Annotated in this window: 14 protein-coding genes; 2 read left to right on the forward strand and 12 right to left on the reverse strand. The window is 70.7% G+C overall.

Going from position 1 to position 17,403, the window contains the following annotated elements; translation table 11 throughout:
- The first annotated feature begins 189 nt into the window (after window positions 1-189).
- Window positions 190-3,042, forward strand: coding sequence for an AfsR/SARP family transcriptional regulator (locus RNL97_RS32025; protein WP_243316144.1), 2,853 nt, complete (start codon window positions 190-192; stop codon window positions 3,040-3,042).
- A 207-nt stretch (window positions 3,043-3,249) separates the two neighbouring features.
- Here the strand turns inward: RNL97_RS32025 and RNL97_RS32030 are convergent, their stop codons facing one another.
- On the reverse strand, window positions 3,250-3,822 hold the full coding sequence (locus RNL97_RS32030; RefSeq protein ID WP_243316145.1) for a hypothetical protein: 573 nt from the start codon (window positions 3,820-3,822) through the stop codon (window positions 3,250-3,252).
- Window positions 3,819-4,670, reverse strand: a complete 852-nt coding sequence (locus RNL97_RS32035) for a hypothetical protein (protein WP_030585986.1) — start codon at window positions 4,668-4,670, stop codon at window positions 3,819-3,821. The genes RNL97_RS32030 and RNL97_RS32035 overlap by 4 nt, the downstream gene beginning before the upstream one ends.
- A gap of 356 nt (window positions 4,671-5,026) precedes the next feature.
- Here RNL97_RS32035 and RNL97_RS32040 point away from each other — a divergent pair, with 356 nt between their 5' ends.
- A complete protein-coding gene (locus RNL97_RS32040) occupies window positions 5,027-5,215 on the forward strand; it encodes a hypothetical protein (RefSeq protein ID WP_030585983.1) in 189 nt (62 codons plus the stop codon).
- Between the two features lie 587 nt (window positions 5,216-5,802).
- Here RNL97_RS32040 and RNL97_RS32045 read toward each other — a convergent pair.
- From RNL97_RS32045 to yhfZ, 10 genes are all read right to left on the reverse strand, one after another.
- Window positions 5,803-6,384 carry a uridine kinase family protein gene (locus RNL97_RS32045; protein WP_313751548.1) on the reverse strand — a complete coding sequence of 194 codons (582 nt, stop codon included), beginning with the start codon at window positions 6,382-6,384 and terminating at the stop codon, window positions 5,803-5,805.
- A gap of 1,578 nt (window positions 6,385-7,962) precedes the next feature.
- Complete coding sequence (locus tag RNL97_RS32050; RefSeq protein ID WP_030585979.1) at window positions 7,963-8,430, reverse strand: GNAT family N-acetyltransferase; 468 nt, start codon at window positions 8,428-8,430, stop codon at window positions 7,963-7,965.
- 706 nt (window positions 8,431-9,136) lie between these two features.
- A complete protein-coding gene (locus RNL97_RS32055; RefSeq protein WP_030585977.1) occupies window positions 9,137-10,390 on the reverse strand; it encodes a phosphopentomutase in 1,254 nt (417 codons plus the stop codon).
- Window positions 10,391-10,400: 10 nt separating this feature from the next.
- Window positions 10,401-11,564, reverse strand: coding sequence for an alanine racemase (locus RNL97_RS32060; protein WP_313751549.1), 1,164 nt, complete (start codon window positions 11,562-11,564; stop codon window positions 10,401-10,403).
- 2 nt (window positions 11,565-11,566) lie between these two features.
- Complete coding sequence (locus RNL97_RS32065; RefSeq protein WP_313751550.1) at window positions 11,567-12,685, reverse strand: aminotransferase class V-fold PLP-dependent enzyme; 1,119 nt, start codon at window positions 12,683-12,685, stop codon at window positions 11,567-11,569.
- A gap of 1 nt (window position 12,686) precedes the next feature.
- Entirely contained in the window at window positions 12,687-13,643 is a 957-nt protein-coding gene (locus RNL97_RS32070; protein ID WP_313751551.1) for a phosphotriesterase family protein, read from the reverse strand.
- A 37-nt stretch (window positions 13,644-13,680) separates the two neighbouring features.
- Window positions 13,681-15,015, reverse strand: a complete 1,335-nt coding sequence (locus RNL97_RS32075; protein ID WP_313751552.1) for a YhfT family protein — start codon at window positions 15,013-15,015, stop codon at window positions 13,681-13,683.
- Between the two features lie 41 nt (window positions 15,016-15,056).
- On the reverse strand, window positions 15,057-15,413 hold the full coding sequence (locus tag RNL97_RS32080) for a DUF2620 domain-containing protein (RefSeq protein ID WP_030585968.1): 357 nt from the start codon (window positions 15,411-15,413) through the stop codon (window positions 15,057-15,059).
- A 68-nt stretch (window positions 15,414-15,481) separates the two neighbouring features.
- The gene (locus RNL97_RS32085; protein ID WP_030585966.1) at window positions 15,482-15,871 is read right to left on the reverse strand and encodes a PRD domain-containing protein; all 390 of its coding nucleotides are present in this window, start codon (window positions 15,869-15,871) and stop codon (window positions 15,482-15,484) included.
- Between the two features lie 108 nt (window positions 15,872-15,979).
- Window positions 15,980-16,918 carry a GntR family transcriptional regulator YhfZ gene (yhfZ, locus tag RNL97_RS32090; RefSeq protein WP_243316153.1) on the reverse strand — a complete coding sequence of 313 codons (939 nt, stop codon included), beginning with the start codon at window positions 16,916-16,918 and terminating at the stop codon, window positions 15,980-15,982.
- Window positions 16,919-17,403: the final 485 nt, after the last annotated feature.

A 17,403-nucleotide genomic window follows, 5' to 3' on the forward strand; every position in this document is an offset into this window, starting at 1 on the left:
CCACTCGTTCACAGTCACGCGCGCCCCTCTTGTTTCCGTCACCCGCGTTCCCCTCATGCGAAGCGATCCCGCCGCGCGAACGCTGCGTGATCGCTATGCTGCAATTGGGTGACCGTTAGCGAGGAAGAGGCTGCGAGGGTGGAGTTCCAGGTGCTCGGCCCGCTTCAGGTTCGGGCCCACGGCAGCCGAGTGCCGTTACCCGGAGCGCGACGTCAGCGGCTGCTGGCGGGCCTGCTCACGGCCGCCAACTCCCTGGTGCCGATGGGCCGACTGATCGAGGCGGTCTTCGAGGACGAGCCGCCCGGTACCGCGGTGAAGCAGGTACAGAACTCCGTGTCGGTACTTCGGGAGCGCCTGAACGACAGCGAACGGCGGCTGATCGTCACCGAGGAGTCCGGCTACCGGATCTGCGTCCGTGAGAACGAACTCGACTCGCTCCAGTTCACCACGAGGCTCGCCGACAGCCGCCGCCACGCAGCCGAAGGCGGCCTCGAACGGGCCATCAGCGTGATCCGGTCTGCCCTGGACCTGTGGCGTGGGCCCGCCCTCGACGGGCTGGGAAGCGCGGCGCTGAGCGGACCGGCCGCTCGACTGGAGGAGCAACGGCTCGGCGCGCTGGAACTCTGCGCCAGATGGCGGCTGGAACTCGGGCAGCACCAGGAAGTCGTCGACGAGCTGAGCGACCTCGTACCCTCGCACCCTCTGCGCGAGGGCCTGCACGCGCAACTCATCACCGCACTCGACCGGTGCGGCCGCCGCGCCGAGGCCCTGCACGCCTTCCACCGCCTGAGTACGTCCCTCGTCCAGGAACTCGGAGTCGGCCCCGGAGCTGGACTCCAGCGACTGCACGAACAGATCCTGACCGGACACCCCCACCCCAGCCGACCGCCTCACCCCCGCCAGCATGACGACACCAGGCCCGGCACAACGCTGCCCGCTCCCCAGCTCCGCTCCGCCACCACCGCGCCGGCCGCCCCCAGACAACTCCCGCATGCCATTCGGGACTTTACGGGCCGCACCGACCACCTGACCGCGCTTGACGCTCTTCTCCCGCCGGGTGGTGATGAGCTGGGCAGCGGACAGGCCGTGGTGATCTCCGCGCTCGACGGCTCGGGCGGCGTGGGAAAGACGACCCTCGCCGTGCACTGGGCCCACCGGGTCCAGCACCGGTTCCCCGACGGAACACTCCACACAGACCTGCGCGGGTACGGGCCCGGCAGGCCCGCCACCCCCGCCGAGGTCCTCGACGACTTCCTCGTCGCGCTCGGCGTCCCGCCGGCGGCCGTACCCGCCGGGACCGGCGCCCGCTCCGGGCTTTACCGCACTTTGGTCACCGGACGGCGCATGCTCATCGTCCTGGACAACGCCAACAGCGCCGAGCAGGTGAGACCGCTGCTGCCGGGAGCCCCCGGGTGCATGGTCCTGGTGACCAGCCGCGACAGCCTGAGCGGCTTGGTCGTCACCGAAGCCGCGCACCGGCTCACCGTTGATGTCCTGAGCCGCTCCGAGGCGACGGCCCTGGTCGTCGGCATCATCGGCCCACACCGCGCCGCGGCGGACTCCGCCGCGGTCGACGACCTCGTCCGCCTGTGCGCCCGGCTTCCGCTGGCACTGCGGATCGCCGCCGGGCGCTCAGCCGCCCACCCCGGAATCACCGTCGCCGACATCGTCGCCGAACTCACCAACGAGGACTTCGCCCTCGACGCGCTGAGCCGGAACCAGGACCCCCGGGCGGCGGTCCGCACCGTGTTCGCCTGGTCCTACGACCAACTGACCTCACCCCAGGCCCACCTGTTCCGGCACCTGGGCCTCCACCCCGGCCCAGACATCTCCACACCTGCAGCCGCAGCCCTGGCCCACCTAGCACCCCGCGAAGCCCGAAGCCTGCTCAGCGCGCTGGCCGACGCCCACCTCATCGAACCCGTCGCCCACGACCGCTACCGCTTCCACGACCTCCTGCGAGCCTACGCAGCCGAGCTCACCCACCGCCGCGATACCGAACAGGACCACCAACGCGCCCGCGAAGCGGTCCTCACCTGGTACACCCACACCGCCCACACCGCCGACCGCCAGGTCTACCCCACCTGCACCCGCCTGACCACCAACCCCGCCACGCCCCCTCACCCCCACCCCCACGCTGACCGGGCACGCGCATGGGACTGGCTGAGCACCGAGCGGACCAACCTCGTCGTTGCGCTCCACCACGCCGTCGACCACCGGCTCGACCACCACGCCGTGCAGCTCGTCGACGCTCTTGGCTTCCTCGTGCTCGCAGGCGCTTGGGAGGACCGCATCACCACCGCCACAGCAGCCCTCGAAGCGGCACGGCGGACCGGCGCACCCGACCATGAGGCCAACGTCCTCCTTGCCCGCGGTGAAGCACTGGCTCACCTGCGACGCCCCGAAGCCGAACCGGACCTCACCCGCGCAGCCGAACTCGCCCAGGACACCGGCAACATCCACCTCCAGATCGCGGCACGCACCGAACTCGGCCAGGTCACGCGCCGCCAGAACCGTCTCCTCGAAGCACTGCGGCACTTCGAGGACGCACTGACACTCGGCCGCGGATTCGGCCCCGGACGATGGGAAGCGGTCGCAGAAGGCAACCTCGCCGACCTCCACGCCGACCTCGGCAACCACCACCAGGCCATCGAGCACGGCACCCGCAGCGCGGAGCTGCGCCACGCCATCGGCGACACGGACGGGGAGGCATGCGCCCTCGCCACCGTGGCCAGAGGCTGGCAAGGCACCGGCGACCACCGCACAGCCCTCACCCACGCCCGGCGCGCGGTCCAACTCGGCCGCACATCAATCGGATCCCATGACGAAACACTCGCCCCGCCGCTGACCGTCCTTGCCACCTCGCTTCATCGTCTCGGACACGTGACCGAAGCAGTCGCCAGCTGGCGGGAGGCCGCCCAGATCTACACCGAGAGGGGACTGGACGCCGACGCCGACGCGATTCACCAGCACATCCGGACGGCGACCCCGACCCAACAGCAGCCTGCCAACGCCAAGGCGGGCGCCGGGCCCGCCCCATGAGGTTGACCGGACGCGCCTCCCATTGACGCGGCAGGCCAGCACACTCTGGCTCGGCCTCGGAAGCCCGCATTCCCGTACGGACACGATCAGCTGCCGCGTCTGCCGCGCCCGGCATCGCGTCACCGCGGCTGAGCGCGGGAATCCGGTGCCGGAGGAGGCGCCTGCCCACGAGGCGATCCAAGGGTGGACAACAGTTGAACGACAAGCTCAGGGGGCGTCCGAGGCGTACGTCACACAGTCGGGCTCCAGATCACACCGAGGGTAGAAGCTGGTCCACTGACCAGGGGTCCCGTAGGTTCCCCGGGCGAACCACGCCACCGCGTTCCCCCGCCGGAACATCAGCCCGCCCTGGGCCTGGACCGGGCTGGACTCCAGTAGCCGTGCGAGATCGGTGCCCCGGAACCCGAACTCGTCGCGCCACATGGCGACGATCTCCAGGGACGTGCAGCCCGAGCAGGCCGTGGTGCCGAAGTACTCGGGCGACCCCTCGAACTCCAGCAGCCGAGCGAGGCGAGGGTAGTCCTCGGCGCAGGCCGCCCGGTAGGTGGGGCCGATGATGCCCTGCCAGAACTGCGCCAACTCCTTGTCATCCGCGCCGGGCACCATCGGCGTGAGGCCGTCCAGGCCGGCCTCCGTGCAACGTGCGGACGCCGATGGGCGAGATGCGGATGAGCGGGGCGCTGTCGCACCGGTGTCTTCCTCATACGACAGCATCAGGGCGACCACGCCTACGACCGCCAGAATCAGGGCCAGCGGCCACTGCAGTCGGCGGGCGGTCATGACCCCTGGTACTCGCAGGCCGAAGTGGTGACAGGAACGATCTGGCAGAGCGAGAAGTTGCCCTCCAGCGCGAAGACACGGCGGTACTTCACGTCCTCCAGCCGGTCCGACCTGCCACTGGTGGCGGTGACCTGGAAGGGCTTTCCGTGGTCGTCGATGGTGACGCTCCTCGTCCTGTTGCCCAGCATGTAGGTCGCCTTGAGCCGGAAGGCCACATAGTGGCGGGCGGTCACGGCTCGCACCATGACCACTTGCTGCCCGGTGTCCTTGAGAGTGATCGTCCGTTCGCCGAAGAAGGGGCCGCCCGGCGTGATCCGGCCCTCCTCCTCGTCGAACCTCGCCTTCCTGGCGACCGGGCGAGGGCGGTCCAGGTCGAACATCATGTTCATGGTGGGACTGCCGGCCTGAGACGGGACGCTGAAGAGCGTTCCCGACCACGGTGCACCGCGCTCCACGATCTCCGGTTCGATGTTGACGATATTGACCGTCTGATTCCGGTGGCCGGTGAAGACGACCCGAAGCGTGAGACGCTCCAGATTCACTGCCCCGACCGACTGGAGTCGCTGATCGAACTCCGGCGAGGACGCCGCTCCCTGCCGGGAGAGGAACTGCCGCAACGACGTGCTCGGCCGGTAGTCCTTCCGGGTGACCCTGCTCATGCCCTCGTCCTCGAGCTGAACCTTCACCACGGCCACGGAGACGTCAGGGCCCGAGCGGATGTCGTCCTTGAGCGAGGGGACGTTGAAGAGCTGGCCCGGGAGTGCCATGATCCCGCCGGTGATCATCAGCGTCAGCGCTCCGCCGAGGAGCGCCGCGAGCCACCCCCGCGCCTGGAGCAGGCGCTCCACGAAACCGGTCGGGCCCGTGTTGGTCTCGTTCCGTGTCCTTCGGAGCCGTGCGGCCCGCGTGGTCGACCGGCCCCGCCGTCGTGAGAGGGCCAGACGCCAACCGGGACCTGATTTCCGAGGCATCGGGCTCTCCTCTCCGCAGGTCCGCCGGCATCCCTGTTGGCTACCAACTCGCCCTGAAACAAACGACATTGTAGGTCCACAGACCCAGGCCGGGCAAAGCTTGAGGCAGGGCCTCACGGACAGCAGATCGTCGACCCCGCCCCACGGCGACCCACCGCACGCACAGTCCGAGCGGAGAGCCCCCTCCCGTAATTCTCAGACTCCTGTCATATCCGGCCAGTACGCTGCACCGTATGACCTCCCCGTCCGCCGCCGGCCTCCCGATACAGCCGCTCTCCAGGGCCGCCGTGGTGAACGCGAGGATCCGCCAGCTCATGGACCAGGATCTCGACGACACCGATCGCGCGCAGCAGTATGCGGCCCTCCTGGAGGAATGGGCCCGGGCAACGTGCCCCTGCTCCACCCCTGTTCGCGCCGCCTGATTGCCGAAGCTCTGAAGACTTAGGGCCCTCAGGGCCCGGCTCCACGCTGCAGGGGTGCCCCACGTAGGGGGACGCCCCTGCCTTGCTTTGCGCGAGGGGCCGAGTTTACCGGGAGATCCTCACGCGCTGGAGAACCGCCGACACGAAGCGAGCCTCACGGCTCAGGGATGAGCGGAGGTGCGCTGAGGCCCGGTCCTTTCAGGGTTCCGCGATGAGATTTCTGCGCCGATGAGACGTCAAAGGCCTGGATCGGAAGTTGGCTGCTACGCCGCCCCGGCCTCTTTCAACAGGTCACAACGCCGCACCTGGGGGAAGGCCATGGTGGGCCAGGTACCTGGACGCTGGAGCTGTGCCACCTCACCACCAGCCCGTTCGGAGGCCGAACTCTCACCCAGGAACCGCCGCCCCGAGCTGGGCCTGCCGTGCACCCCGACTGTTAGGACCTGCTCGCGCGTACTGCCCGAAGGCACCCAGCGCGCCGCGACGACGGGGGCACTGCCACATCTGCCACGCTGAGCGCGAACCGGACAGGCCGGGAGCGCGTGGTTGACCGGCCGCGGAGGGGGCGCTTCGCCGCATGTCCGACGCTACCGGGTATCGGCACGGGCTGGTGTGGGGGTGGCGGGAGCCAAGACGTCGTTCAGCTGAGCGGTAAGTTCTTCGACAGCCAGAGTGCCGTCGAGGACAAAGTCTGCGCTGTACCGTATGGGGGCGACGTGTTCGCCGTGGCTGGCGCGGCCGCGTGCGAGGTAGCCGAGAAGGCCGATCCGGGGGTCGGCGCCCTCGTCGATCTTTCGGAGGGTCTTTCGGGCGAGGCGCAGGTCGTCCGGGGTGTCCAGATAGACGGTCCAGTGAGCAAGTCGACGGATCTGCTTCCCCAGGGCGAAGGTCCCCTCGATCAGTAGCAGTTGGTCAGTCGGCGTTGCCTCGATGACCTGGTGGACGCGGTCCCAGTCGATAGAGCGGGGGTCGCTGAAGTCGATGACGTGCCCTGTGCCGGAGAGGTCGGGCACCGTCGGCGCCCGGTCGGTTTCCGTGTGGAAGAACCGGTCGAGGTGCAGGAGAGCGGTGTTCGCCCGCGTTCCGGCGAAGGACGCGGCGAGCGTGGTTTTGCCGGAACCTGCGCCGCCGGCGAGGGCGAGGAGCTTCCGGGGCGGGCCATCGGGCAAGTTGTGCCCTCCCAGTCGGTGGTCGGGGGAGGGCACATCGTAGGCGTCGGAACGGACGTCTCAGGTCCACGACGCGGCCGGTTGACGGCCGCGAGACGGCCGTGCAGCTGGTGGGGCGCAGTGCCGGGAATCGGTCCCGCCCCGGCGGCGTGGACTCTGGGCTGCGGACGCGGCGGGTCCTCCCGCCGGGGGTTCGGGCCCGTCGCTGCGGGCGGGACGGTGGACTGCTGCGGTGATCGACCAGATCAGGCAGCTGCGCCACGGTGTTCTCGGTCGCCGCCAGGTACGACTTCTCCCGGCCGCGGGACCCCATGACGACCAGGTGCTCCTGTGCCTCGGCAGCGACTTCGACCATCGGCTCCCGGAGCTCCGTGTAACGCGTGAGCACCCGCACGTCAACACCGGCACCGGCAGCCTTCAACACAGAGGGGGCCTGCCTGTCCTGGTGGCCGAGAAGGCTCCCTTCTGCTCCTGTCCTGAAAGAGCTTGCTCAGCCCCTCGCCGGTTCTTCGCCCCGTGCGTTTGCGACCGGACTCCCACGCGCTGAGCTGACTCGCGTCCGTCCCACCTCTGTTGATGCTGTTCAGCCGGGCGGCAGTCTCCTTCGGCGTCAGGCGGGAGCCCACCCGTCTGCTGTGCATCAGCCGTCTTACGACATGGTCCGCGATCGAGGCCCCGACATGCTGGCTTGGCGGGTTGGCCGGTGAGCGGAGCGGCCCCGTTCGGTACCAGCGAGGCGATCGGGGGACGGGTTTCGGCGTAGCCCTCGCGTCGGGTGGTGTAGCGCTGGAGCGGGTGCCGCTTCCGCAGCTCGGCGTTGGTGTGCTCGACGCAGCTCTGGGCCGAGGAATGCTGGCGGCGCATGTCTAGCCATGCGTAATGCTCGCCGGGCGGCGCGTCGTCTTCCGGCTTCTTCGGCCAGACCCCGATAGTCTTCGTCGACTTCGGCTTTCGCAACCGGGTGGAACTGGAACATCTCCGCGATGCCCTCGGTGCGCGCGGCGGTCTGGTCGTGCATGCGGCCGGGCCGCTTCGCCCGCCACAGCAGGCGGCCCTCATCACTGACGGTGGCGGTCTTGATTGTGTTCTGTTTCTGACCGGTCTTGGGGCGGCGAACCTGGGGCCCGGCGCCGTAGATTCGGAGACGGATCCCCTCGGCCTCGGCGTAGGCGAATACATCCGCCAGGGTGCGCAGCCTGACGCCGGGGCGGTCGGGAACGGCGAAGCCACATGAGGCCAGTAGCGGCGGATCTCGCATGCCGGGGAGATCGTGGAGAGGGCTGTGCCGTGCAGCTCGGCCGGCGCGGCGTGCGGGAGCCAGGTGCAGATGCACCAGCGTGACCAGCACACGGTCGGTGAAGGCCAGGCCATGCTTCGGTCCGGCACCAGCGTCCTGCTGCCTCTCGGCACCACGTCGCTTCCGTAGTGCAGACTCACACTGGGCGAGTTACGGGCCTGCCAACTCCCCAGCGAAATTCCCGAGGCGCACGGGAGACGCCGCTGAAGGCAGGATGAGACGAGGCGGCACGAACCCGAAGGAGACGGCACATCCGCTGACCTCGTGCGGTTCATTTCAGGTCACGGGTGCATCCGCCCGGTCTGTGGTCGGCGGAGGTAGAACAGCTCGGGATCATCCTCATCGAGACCGTGGAGAAGGCCGGCCGGGCTCCATCCGGCTCTTTGGAGCAGTCGCTGCATGGGCTGGTTGGAGACGTTGGTCGAGGTGAAGAGCTTCGGCGTCGTGCACGACGCGCCCACTGCATCCAACAACCGATGACCAACGCCCCTGCCGCGGGCCGATGGGGCCACCATGAGCATCGTGACGAAGCCCTGTTCGAAGAACGTGTACTCAACCACGCAATAGCCAAGCAGGCCAGACGCGTCCTCTGCTACGACCGCCAGGCCCTGCCGGCACCACCTTCGGATGCTCGCCTGTCTCCCGGCATCGCCTTCGACCGCGACCGAGTCGATCCCGACCAGCGCGTCCGACTCCGACTCACTCGCGTTGCGCACAACGAACTCGCCACGGTCTACTGCATCGTCCATGAGCCCATGCTCTCAGTTCGCCCCGGAAACCCGTCCTGCCCCCGGGCCTCTATCACGGGCCAGGTCGTATGTGCCCTACCAGGTTGCCCGGCGTGAAGAGGGGTGGGCGCGTTCGCGCGCCTATCGGTGTCCGACGTTGCGGCGGTGTGCAGGCAAGGCGACGTCCGGTGTACTGCGTCTCGTTCCTCCAGTTCGGTTCACCGGGTTTCGCCGCGCCCGCCCGGACCACCCGCCACAGGTCTCCAGCGCTGGAGAAGAACCGGACGTGGACGTCGCGCGGCGCGGTCGTGCCGGTGTAGCAGGCGGAGAAGCGGCCGTCGGTGGCGCTGGTGAGTCCGCTGCTCAGCCGTTCCACCTGGCCCGCCGTTGTCTCGCGGCCCCACAGCTCCCAGTCGGAGTTCCTCGCCTGCCGCGTGACCTGGGGCTTGCTGGTGCCGGCCTCGGCGTCGTCGTGCTCGTAGGCCAGAGCACCGTTGAGACAGGTGGAGGACGCGGCGACGGCCGTCCCCGCCGAGAGGGGGGGTGGCGAGGGCGAGGCCGGCCCCCAGGGCCGGAGCGGCCGCCAGGGTGCGGCGCCTGGTGAGCGTACCGGCCGGGGAACCGGCGGGTCTGGTCGCCGGGGCGAGCGGGGTCAGGGGATGTATGCGCATGAACTCCTGTTGTCGAAGGTGGTGACAGCGGGCGTGGCTCTGCGTCGCAGCCGCTGCTACGGACGCAGGACGGGTGTCCGCCTGCCCGTGTGCAGCGGCGTGCCGGTCGCGAGCTGCTCGGGGGCCAGGCCCAGCGACCGGGCGGCGGTGGCGCCCACATCGGCGAGAGTGTCCGCGTCCGGCAGCAGTTCGATGCCGTCCTCGCCGGGCCGGTGGATGAGCACCGGCACGTACTCCCGGGTGTGGTGGGCGTGGCCGATCGTCGGGTCGTTGCCGTGGTCCCCGGTGACGATCAGCCGGTCGCCGGGGGACGCCAGCAGTGCCACGAGCCCCGCGAGCCCCGAGTCGACCTGTTCCAGGAGCCGCGCGTACCGGGTGGCGTCCTGCTGGTGGCCCGCCAGATCGGTCTCCTGCACGTTCGCGACGACCAGGACGTCGCCGTCGGCGCGTACGGCCTCCAGCGTGTGGTCCAGGACGTCGGAGGTGGCGACGGCCGGGCGGCGGGCCGCCGCCTCGCACACGAGGATGTCGGCCGCCTTCCCGACCAGGGTGACCGGGATCCCGGCCCCCGCCGCCAGTTCGGGCAGTTGACGGGTGTGGTCCAGCGGGGCGCCCAGGTGCTGGACGCGCAGCCCGCCGTTGCGGTAGAAGCCGGTGGCCGGAGTGTCCAGGCCGACCGTCCCGCCCTCGCCGGGCCGTACGAAGCCGGGGAGCGGCCCGTCCGAGTGTCCGCCGACCGCGATCACCCGGGCGACAGGCGCGACCGCGCGTACGGTGCGGGCGATGGCGAGGATCCCGGTGTCCCCCTCGAAGGGGAGGTCCTCCAGCGAGCCGGAGGCGTTCCAGTTGATCCCGGGATCGGCCTCCAGGTTGTCGTGCACGAGGACCGTCCCGTCGACCAGCAGCAGGGGCCGGCCCTCCAGCCGCTCCGCCCGGTGCCCGGCCGCCGCGAGCGCATCGGCGACCTCGTCGAGGTGGTCGGCCAGGCGGGCGACGGAGACCCGGCTGAAGTCGGCCCCCATCATGGTCTGGTGCCCGGCGAAGGTGTCCGCGCCCGGGTAGCCGAGTGCGGCGCGGCCCGCCGCCACCGGGAGGCGGGTGCGGCGGTCCAGGTCCGGGTGGGGGTGGACCAGGCCCAGGCCCAGCGCCCCCAGCACCGGCAGGCGCAGCGGACGGCCCAGGGCGGTGCGTGCGTGGTCGAGGACGTGCCCGCAGGTGTCGGCGGCGAGGTCGCCGGGGCGCTGCACGCCCGCGTCGGGCATGGCGCCGATGCCGAATCCGTCGATGACGACGATGACGGTCCTGGCCATGAGGTGCTCCTTACAGGGCTCGGCCCTGGGCGTCGTAGAGGCCGTTCAGGCGGGGGGTGCCGGAGGAGAGGCCGGAGACGACGGCGACGGTCGAGCGGGTGACGAAGATCTGGGTGCGGAAGGCGAGCAGCGCGGTGTCGCCGGCACGGACGTCGGTGCCGTCGGCAGGCGCGTCGAGCAGCCGGTAGTAGTCGATGTTCCGGGCGGGCGCGTCCTGTACACCGAGGCGGGCGCCGGTCCGGGGGAGGAGGGCGGTGCGGATGTGGGAACGGGCGTAGAAGCCGCCGCCGAACAGGGCAGGGCGGCCGTCGTCGAGGGTGTGGGCGACCTCCGTGACGTAGACGTAGGCGGGCTTCTCGGGCTGGGTCGGGTCGAGGGCGTGCAGCGGGGTGGTGCCGGTGAGGGCGTGGCCCGGTTCGCCATGGGTGGCGCCCCGTTCGGCCAGCAGCGGGAGGGAGGCGGCCGCTGTGGCGCTGGGGGCGCTCAGCACCAGGTCGCGGTGGCCTCGGGCGGCCAGCACCTCGCGGGCCTTTACCAGCAGGTCGAACGTGGGGGTGGCCGTGGGCAGGCCCGTGGACGGATCGCACAGGACGCACGGGAAGGCGGTGACACCCGCGATCCGGACGGAGTCCAGGGCCTCGGCGGCATCGGCGAAGGCGTCCAGGTGCTCCAGCGGTACGCCGCCCTCCTGGCCGGGGTAGACGGTGCCCTCGGCGCCCTCGATCCGGATCAGGACGTCCTGGGTCCGGTCCGCCGCGCGGGCCGCGTCCGCCACGGCACGCGCGTTGGCCAGGTCGAAGACCGTGATGTGGTCGGGGCGGTGGGCCAGTAGCCCGGGCAGCGCGCGCCGCGGGACCTGGCTGAGGTGGCCGACGTTGCCGAGGAGCGCCCCTGCGCTGTGCAGGGTCCGGGCCTCGCCGACGTCGATGGCGGCGGCGCGGGGGATGTGGCGGGCGACGGACCGGATGAGTTCGGGGTTGCGGCCCAGCTGCTTGACGACGAACCAGAGCCCCACACCGACGCGTTCGGCCTCCCCGGCGAGCAGGGCCGCGTTCTCCTCGACGGCGTCGAGGTCCATGACGTAGGTGTCCGGCGGGATGTCCCCCCGGTCGTGCAGGCCGGCGGCGGCGTCGACGAGCCCGGGGTTGCGGTGGAGCACGGTGTCCAGAAACACGGTCAGCGGTCCTTCGGTTCGTTCAGGGCGGCGAGCGAGCGGCGCAGGATGTCGATCACGAGATCCGCGCCGGCCCGCATCGGATTGACGCGTACGGTCCAGGCGGCCAGCTCCGGGGCGTCGTCCAGGGTGGAGCTGGACATCCGGTAGAAGAGCGGAGCGATTTCGTAGCGGGAGTTGGAGCCGACCGGGTAGGGCGCGGCGCCGAATCGCGCGGCCACGGCCGGGAGCCGCGTGGCGACGGGCCGGTCCAGCCGGACCAGCAGGCACCGGTCCTGCGCGTTGGCGATCCGCACCTCCGCGACGCCCGCCACCTCCCCGGTCGCCAGCCGTTCGGCGACCTCGGCGCCCACCCGGGACTGGACGGCCCACACCACGGGGACGTGGGTGAGCGCCCGGAGGGCGTCCAGCGCCTGGTGGCCCTGCACCTGCCCGCCACCGGAGTAGTTGTCGCCGCGGACCCGGGCGACCAGGTCACGGGCGCCGGTGACGAGGCCGACCCCTTCGGGTCCGTGCAGCTTGAACAGGGAGAAGCACGAGGCGTCGGCGCCCATCTCGACACCGGCCGCCGGGGTGCGCAGCACGGCGTAGTTGTCGTCGACCACCGTGCGGACACCGGCTGCGCGGCAGGCGGCGATCACCTCGGCCGGTTCGTAGGAGTCCGCCAGCCGCTGCCGGGTGTGCTGGACGTAGGCCCACCGGAACCGGCCCGAGGCCAGTGCCTCCCGCAGCGCATCCAGGTCGTTGAAGTCGGCTTCCACCATCCGTACGCCGAGACCGCGCAGCGTGACCTCCGTACTGCGGTACACCGGGGCCCGGTGGATCAGCAGCTCCTCGCCCGGCCGCAGCGCCCCCGTGAGCGCGGCCCGGATCGCGCCGGTCCCCGCGCCCTGGACGAAGGCGGCGTCCTCGGCACCGAAGAATTCCGCAAGAACAGCCTCTACCCGGGCCGTGGTGCGCGGTCTGCCGAGGCCGGGGACGACCCCCGCGTCGGCCGAGAAGAGCTGATCGCCCTCGAAGTGCGCGGCGGTGGCCTCCAGCAGCCGGAACTGCCGGGCGACCGCGTCCTCCAGGCCGACCGTCGCCAGCGGGAAGGTCTCGGGCAGTACAGGGGGTTTCACGTCAGTTCTCCTCCACGTCGGCGCCGGTCAGGAAGCGCAGTGGGTTGCGGCGGGTCAGCAGGTCGATGAGCTCCTCGTCTGCGCCCGCCGCCCGGAACCTCGGCAGGAAGTCCTCGAAGAGGTGCCCGTATCCCTGGCCGCCCTCTCCGCGCAGATAGCCGTGGCGCGAGATGTCGCAGCTGAGCAGGGCCCGGTCGCCGTGGCCCGCTTCTACCAGGGCCGACAGCAGCCGCAACCGGGTCTGGTCGCTCTGGTAGGACTCCTTGCCGACCGTGTCGAAGGCGACGTGCGCGCCCCGCTCGGCCAGCTCCCGGTGCACCCCGGGATCGTCCAGCAGGTCCTGGTGGCCGATGCAGATCCGCTCGGCGGGCAGGCCCTCCGCCATGAGGAGATCCAGCTGGGCGAGGCCGCCCCGGCCCAGCTGGGCGTGGGTGGCCAACGGCAGCCCGGTGGCCAGCGCGGCCCGCCCGGCGGCCCGCAGCACCTTCGCCTCGGCAGGCGACGGTAGGTCGCCGTGGCTGCCGATCTCGCCGAGGACACCGGGGCGGATGCCGGTGGCGGCTATGCCGTCCTCGATCTCCCTTACGAGGACGCCGGTGAGCTGTGCCACGTCGGCCGTGTCTACCTCCGGGGTGTGGAACGGCTCGTAGTACCAGCCGGTCGCGGCGACGACGGGCACGCCCGCCTCCCGGGAGATCCTGGCCAGCGCACGGACATCGCGGCCCATGCCCCGGCAGGTCAGCTCGACGACCAGGGAGAGCCCGAACCGCTGCCGCAGGCCGCCCAGTTCGCCGGTCACGGCCGCCGCGTGGCGTTCTGCGTCCAGGACGGCCGCCCCGTCCCCCTGCCGGTCGAGGTCCAGGACGAGGTGCTCGTGGGGGAGGACGGGGCCGCGTACCGCGTCGGCGGCGAGCTCTCCGGTGACGGTGCGCAGGATGCGGGGTGGAGGGTGGTCCATGGCGGGTTCCTTCTCCGGTACGTGCCGGTGCCGGGGGTCAGCCCTTGACCGGGGTGAACAGGTCGAGCCAGTACAGGAGGTTGAGGAGGACACCGCCGATGATGACCGCGGCCGGGGCGGCGGCCATCTTCACGACGGGCCGTCCCATCGCCTCGTTGAACAGGTACAGCCCGCCGACGATGAGGATGCCGAGCCCGCCGCCCATGGCGTTCGCCGCCATAAGCGAACCGAAGAGGATCGCCAGCTGGAGGGTGTCGCCGATGGCGCTGCGCAGATGCTCCGACGAGTCCCGCACACTGGGCAGCTTGCCCAGCACCTTGCCGATCCAGGACAGGGCGAGCACCTCGACGGCGAAGACGAGCGCGCCCACGACGGCGGCCAGGAACGGGTTCGGCATCAGGTAGCCGATCGGGTATACCAGCGTGAAACCGGCGATGCCGTACGCACCCGAGGCCAGCGCGGTCGTCGCGATCAGCGGGACGAAGCCGAACACCCGGTAGAAGTCGACCTGGGCGGCTTCGGCGTACTGCCCCTTGGCGATCAGGAAGCTCGTCGCCTCACCGCCGCCGAACACATGCATCTGGGCGAGGACGCAGACCCCGGCGCCGAGGACCATGAACAGCGGCAGGTAGCGCCGCAGTCGGGCCGCGCTGGCGCTGAAGAGCGACGCCATCGGATCGTCCGCCGGCACCTCCTCGACCACCCCGGCCGCCCGGTCCGCCCGGCGCTGCCGGAGGTCCTTGGCGACCGCGAGGCCGATGAGCATCAGCACGCCGACGGCCATGGCCAGCGCCCCGGCGAACATGTTCGGCCAGAGCTTCATCGTCAGGACGACGAGGGCCACCTCGATCACGCCCGCCACGGCGCCCCGCAGCCGGCCGAACTGCTTGGTGATGGCGAGGACCGGGAACAGCGTGAAGAGGAAGAGGATCGGCGTGGACATCTGCTGCATCGCGGTCAGGAAGTCGACCGGCAGGTCGTGCGCGATGTCGTTGGCGCCGTTCAGACCGAAGACGACCACCGATCCCCAGGCCCCGCCGAGGATCGGCGCGAGCCACTTCTTCGGGGACAGCAGGCCGAGGATGTCGGTGGGGAGGAAGAGCAGCCAGGGGTTGAGGACCCCGGTGGACAGGGCCATCGGGGCACCGAGGCCGAAGATGAACCCGGCGGAGAGACCGAAGGACACGGCGGTGGTCGCGCTACGGGTGGTGCGTCCCTGGATGAAGTCCAGCAGGAAGGGGCGGACCCCGTCGTTGAAGACGGCCAGGGCCATGTGCGCGATGAAGGCGGTCAGCGCACAGAGGGCTATGACGGTCAGCTGCTGGGCGAGCGTGAAGTCGAAGCCGCTGCCTGCGGCGAGGATGGTGCTCACGAGTCACTCCTTGGTGCCCGGTACGGCGATCCGGCGCCGGGTCAGCCGCGGTCCGCGATGGCGCGGGCCATGAGGGGGGCGATGGTGTCGATCTGGTCCATCGAGAAGCCGAAGACCTTCTTGCCGTCGGCGAGCAGGGCGTCGATCTCCGCGGCGTCCGGGACACCGCGGCCGAAGGTGTGGCAGACGGCGCTGCCCATGAGGCCGACGAGGACCCCCAGAGAGGCGCCGGCACCGGTGTGGCAGGTGCCGAGGTAGTAGTCGGCCTGGCCCGCACGGAACTTCATCGCGGCATCGATGTCGCTGGAGGCGGCGACGTCGAGCGAGTCGATCCCGAGGGCGTCGATGGCCCGGGTGACCTCGACCTTGCCGACTCCGCCGGTGAGGATCTTCGTCATTGCTGTCCTTCTCTCTGTGCTGTGCGGTGCGGTGAGTTGCTGGGCCCGGGGGCGCGGGGGCCGTGGGGTCAGGTGCCGGGTGCGGCTGACGACGACTGCTGGATCAGGACGGCCAGATGCATGCCGAGGAAGTTGATCTCCGACTCGGGAAGTACCGGTCCGAGCGTCCGTTCGGCCCGCTCGGAGATCGCCCGCGCCCGTGCTACGGCCTCGGGGTGGGCGGCCAGCTCGGCTGCGACCTGCTCGTCGGTGGAGAACTCCTGGATCGGCTCCCCGCGGAGGAGACGGCCGAGCGCCATCGTGAGATGGCTGGTGAGCATGCCCGCCGTGGCCTCGGTGACGGTGTTGCCCTCGTCCTCCAGCGCGGTCAGCTCGGCGGCCACGAAGTCGATGACCTCAGGTGTGGCCTGGCCGCCCTCACGGAAGAGCCGAAGCCGTAGAGCGAGCTGTTCGTCCATGGTGATCCTCCTAATAAACAATAACCAGGATTTTGTATTTTCAGGCCGTGCGACGCTCCCGCCGGTGCGGGCCGCTTGCCGGGCGTGGATCCCGTATCGGCCCTCCGGTCAGTACGAGGGCGTGCGTTCGCCCCGCAGCACCTCGCTCTGCATCCGCGTCACCACCGAAAGGTCGAGCGCCTCGCGCACCGCGTCGAGAGCCTTCGCGCCGTCCTTCCGGCCGATCACCGCCGCGCTGGAGTTCCGCAGGGCCAGCTCGCGGGTGACCTCGTCCCCCAGCGGGAGGACGTCGACCCCGATGCCCAGCCGCTCGCGCGCCTCGTCCAGGTTCCATACGGTCGCGTCCACCTCGTGACGGGCGAAGAGGTCGTGCAACTGCATGTACGAGACCTCCCGCCACTCGATGTCGCGCCGCCCGGCGAACACGCGCTCCACCAGCATGCGCAGGTCTTCCGACGTGTGGTCGACCGCCACCCGCAGCCCCGCTGCCTCCAGGTCGACGCCGTGCCGCACCAGCATCCCGTGCGCGCCGACGTAGGTGGCGGGACCGAGGTCGGCCACCAGCTCCACCGGATGCTCGGCGATCAGCTGGTCCGCGGCGAACCGCGACAGCACCACCAGATCCACCTTCCCTTCCAGCAGTGCCGCTGTCCGGGCTCCGGCGCCGCGCATGAAGGTGACGGCGAACGGTGCCCCGGCCTGCTCGAACGCTCCGCGCAGGCCGGTGGCCAGCCCCTCGTAGCGGCGGGAGTACGGCAGCGGCATCGCCGCGAGCAGCGTGCCGAGTCCGGACAGCCGCCACAGGACCGCCCGGTCCGAGCGCACGAGGAACGTGCCCAGGTGGCCCCGGGCGGTGGTGGTGATCGCTCCCGACTCCTCCAGCAGCTGGAGCGCGGCCTGGACGGTGCCGTTGCCGCATCCCAGCTCCTCCGCGAAGTCCCGTACGCGGGGCAGGCGGGTGTCCGGCTCGCGGTTGAGCAGAAGGACGGCCAGCTGCCGGGCGGCCAGGCCGTTGCGGGTGAGGAAGCGGGAGTCGAAGTCGTCCACGCCTCGAACAGTAAACAGGATTCTGGATACTGACAAGGGTCCTGCGGAACCGGGAGCCCGGCGTCCTTGCGTACGGCGTGGCGCCCGCCCCCTTTCGGGCCGGGCGCCCTCGTTTACGGACTCATCGGCGGGTCCGACGACGGCTGCTCGCCCGGCACCCTTGTCTCCTATGCTGTCGCCGCGCTCGCCCCCCGTTTCGCGCCGCGGGGGACAACCCGGCCGGAGTCGACCAGCAGCCCGCTGGTCGACTCCGACGCCTTCGGCCAGCCCGGCGCTCTTCGCCCGTGCGCCGAGCCGCAGGAGCCGAAGAATGGATACGAGCAGCAGCGGCTTTGTCTGCGACGGCCGTCCGTGACACCTCTCATCGCGAACATCTACGTGCAATCCCCGGTGGGGCAGCGGGTCCTTCGGCACCGGCCGGCCATGGCGTGATCGGATTAGCCCGACCATCATGTGGAGATCCTGCAAAGTCCGCTGGTAACTTG

This window comes from Streptomyces parvus (assembly GCF_032121415.1).
Lineage (GTDB): Bacteria > Actinomycetota > Actinomycetes > Streptomycetales > Streptomycetaceae > Streptomyces > Streptomyces globisporus_A.

Coding starts and splice junctions, on each gene's coding strand:
- RNL97_RS32070 (WP_313751551.1), bottom strand. CDS start 13,643: ATGGACCACCCTCCACCCCGCATCCTGCGCACCGTCACCGGAGAGCTC.
- RNL97_RS32055 (WP_030585977.1), bottom strand. CDS start 10,390: ATGGCCAGGACCGTCATCGTCGTCATCGACGGATTCGGCATCGGCGCC.
- RNL97_RS32085 (WP_030585966.1), bottom strand. CDS start 15,871: ATGGACGAACAGCTCGCTCTACGGCTTCGGCTCTTCCGTGAGGGCGGC.
- RNL97_RS32030 (WP_243316145.1), bottom strand. CDS start 3,822: ATGACCGCCCGCCGACTGCAGTGGCCGCTGGCCCTGATTCTGGCGGTC.
- RNL97_RS32080 (WP_030585968.1), bottom strand. CDS start 15,413: ATGACGAAGATCCTCACCGGCGGAGTCGGCAAGGTCGAGGTCACCCGG.
- RNL97_RS32040 (WP_030585983.1), top strand. CDS start 5,027: ATGACCTCCCCGTCCGCCGCCGGCCTCCCGATACAGCCGCTCTCCAGG.
- RNL97_RS32050 (WP_030585979.1), bottom strand. CDS start 8,430: ATGGACGATGCAGTAGACCGTGGCGAGTTCGTTGTGCGCAACGCGAGT.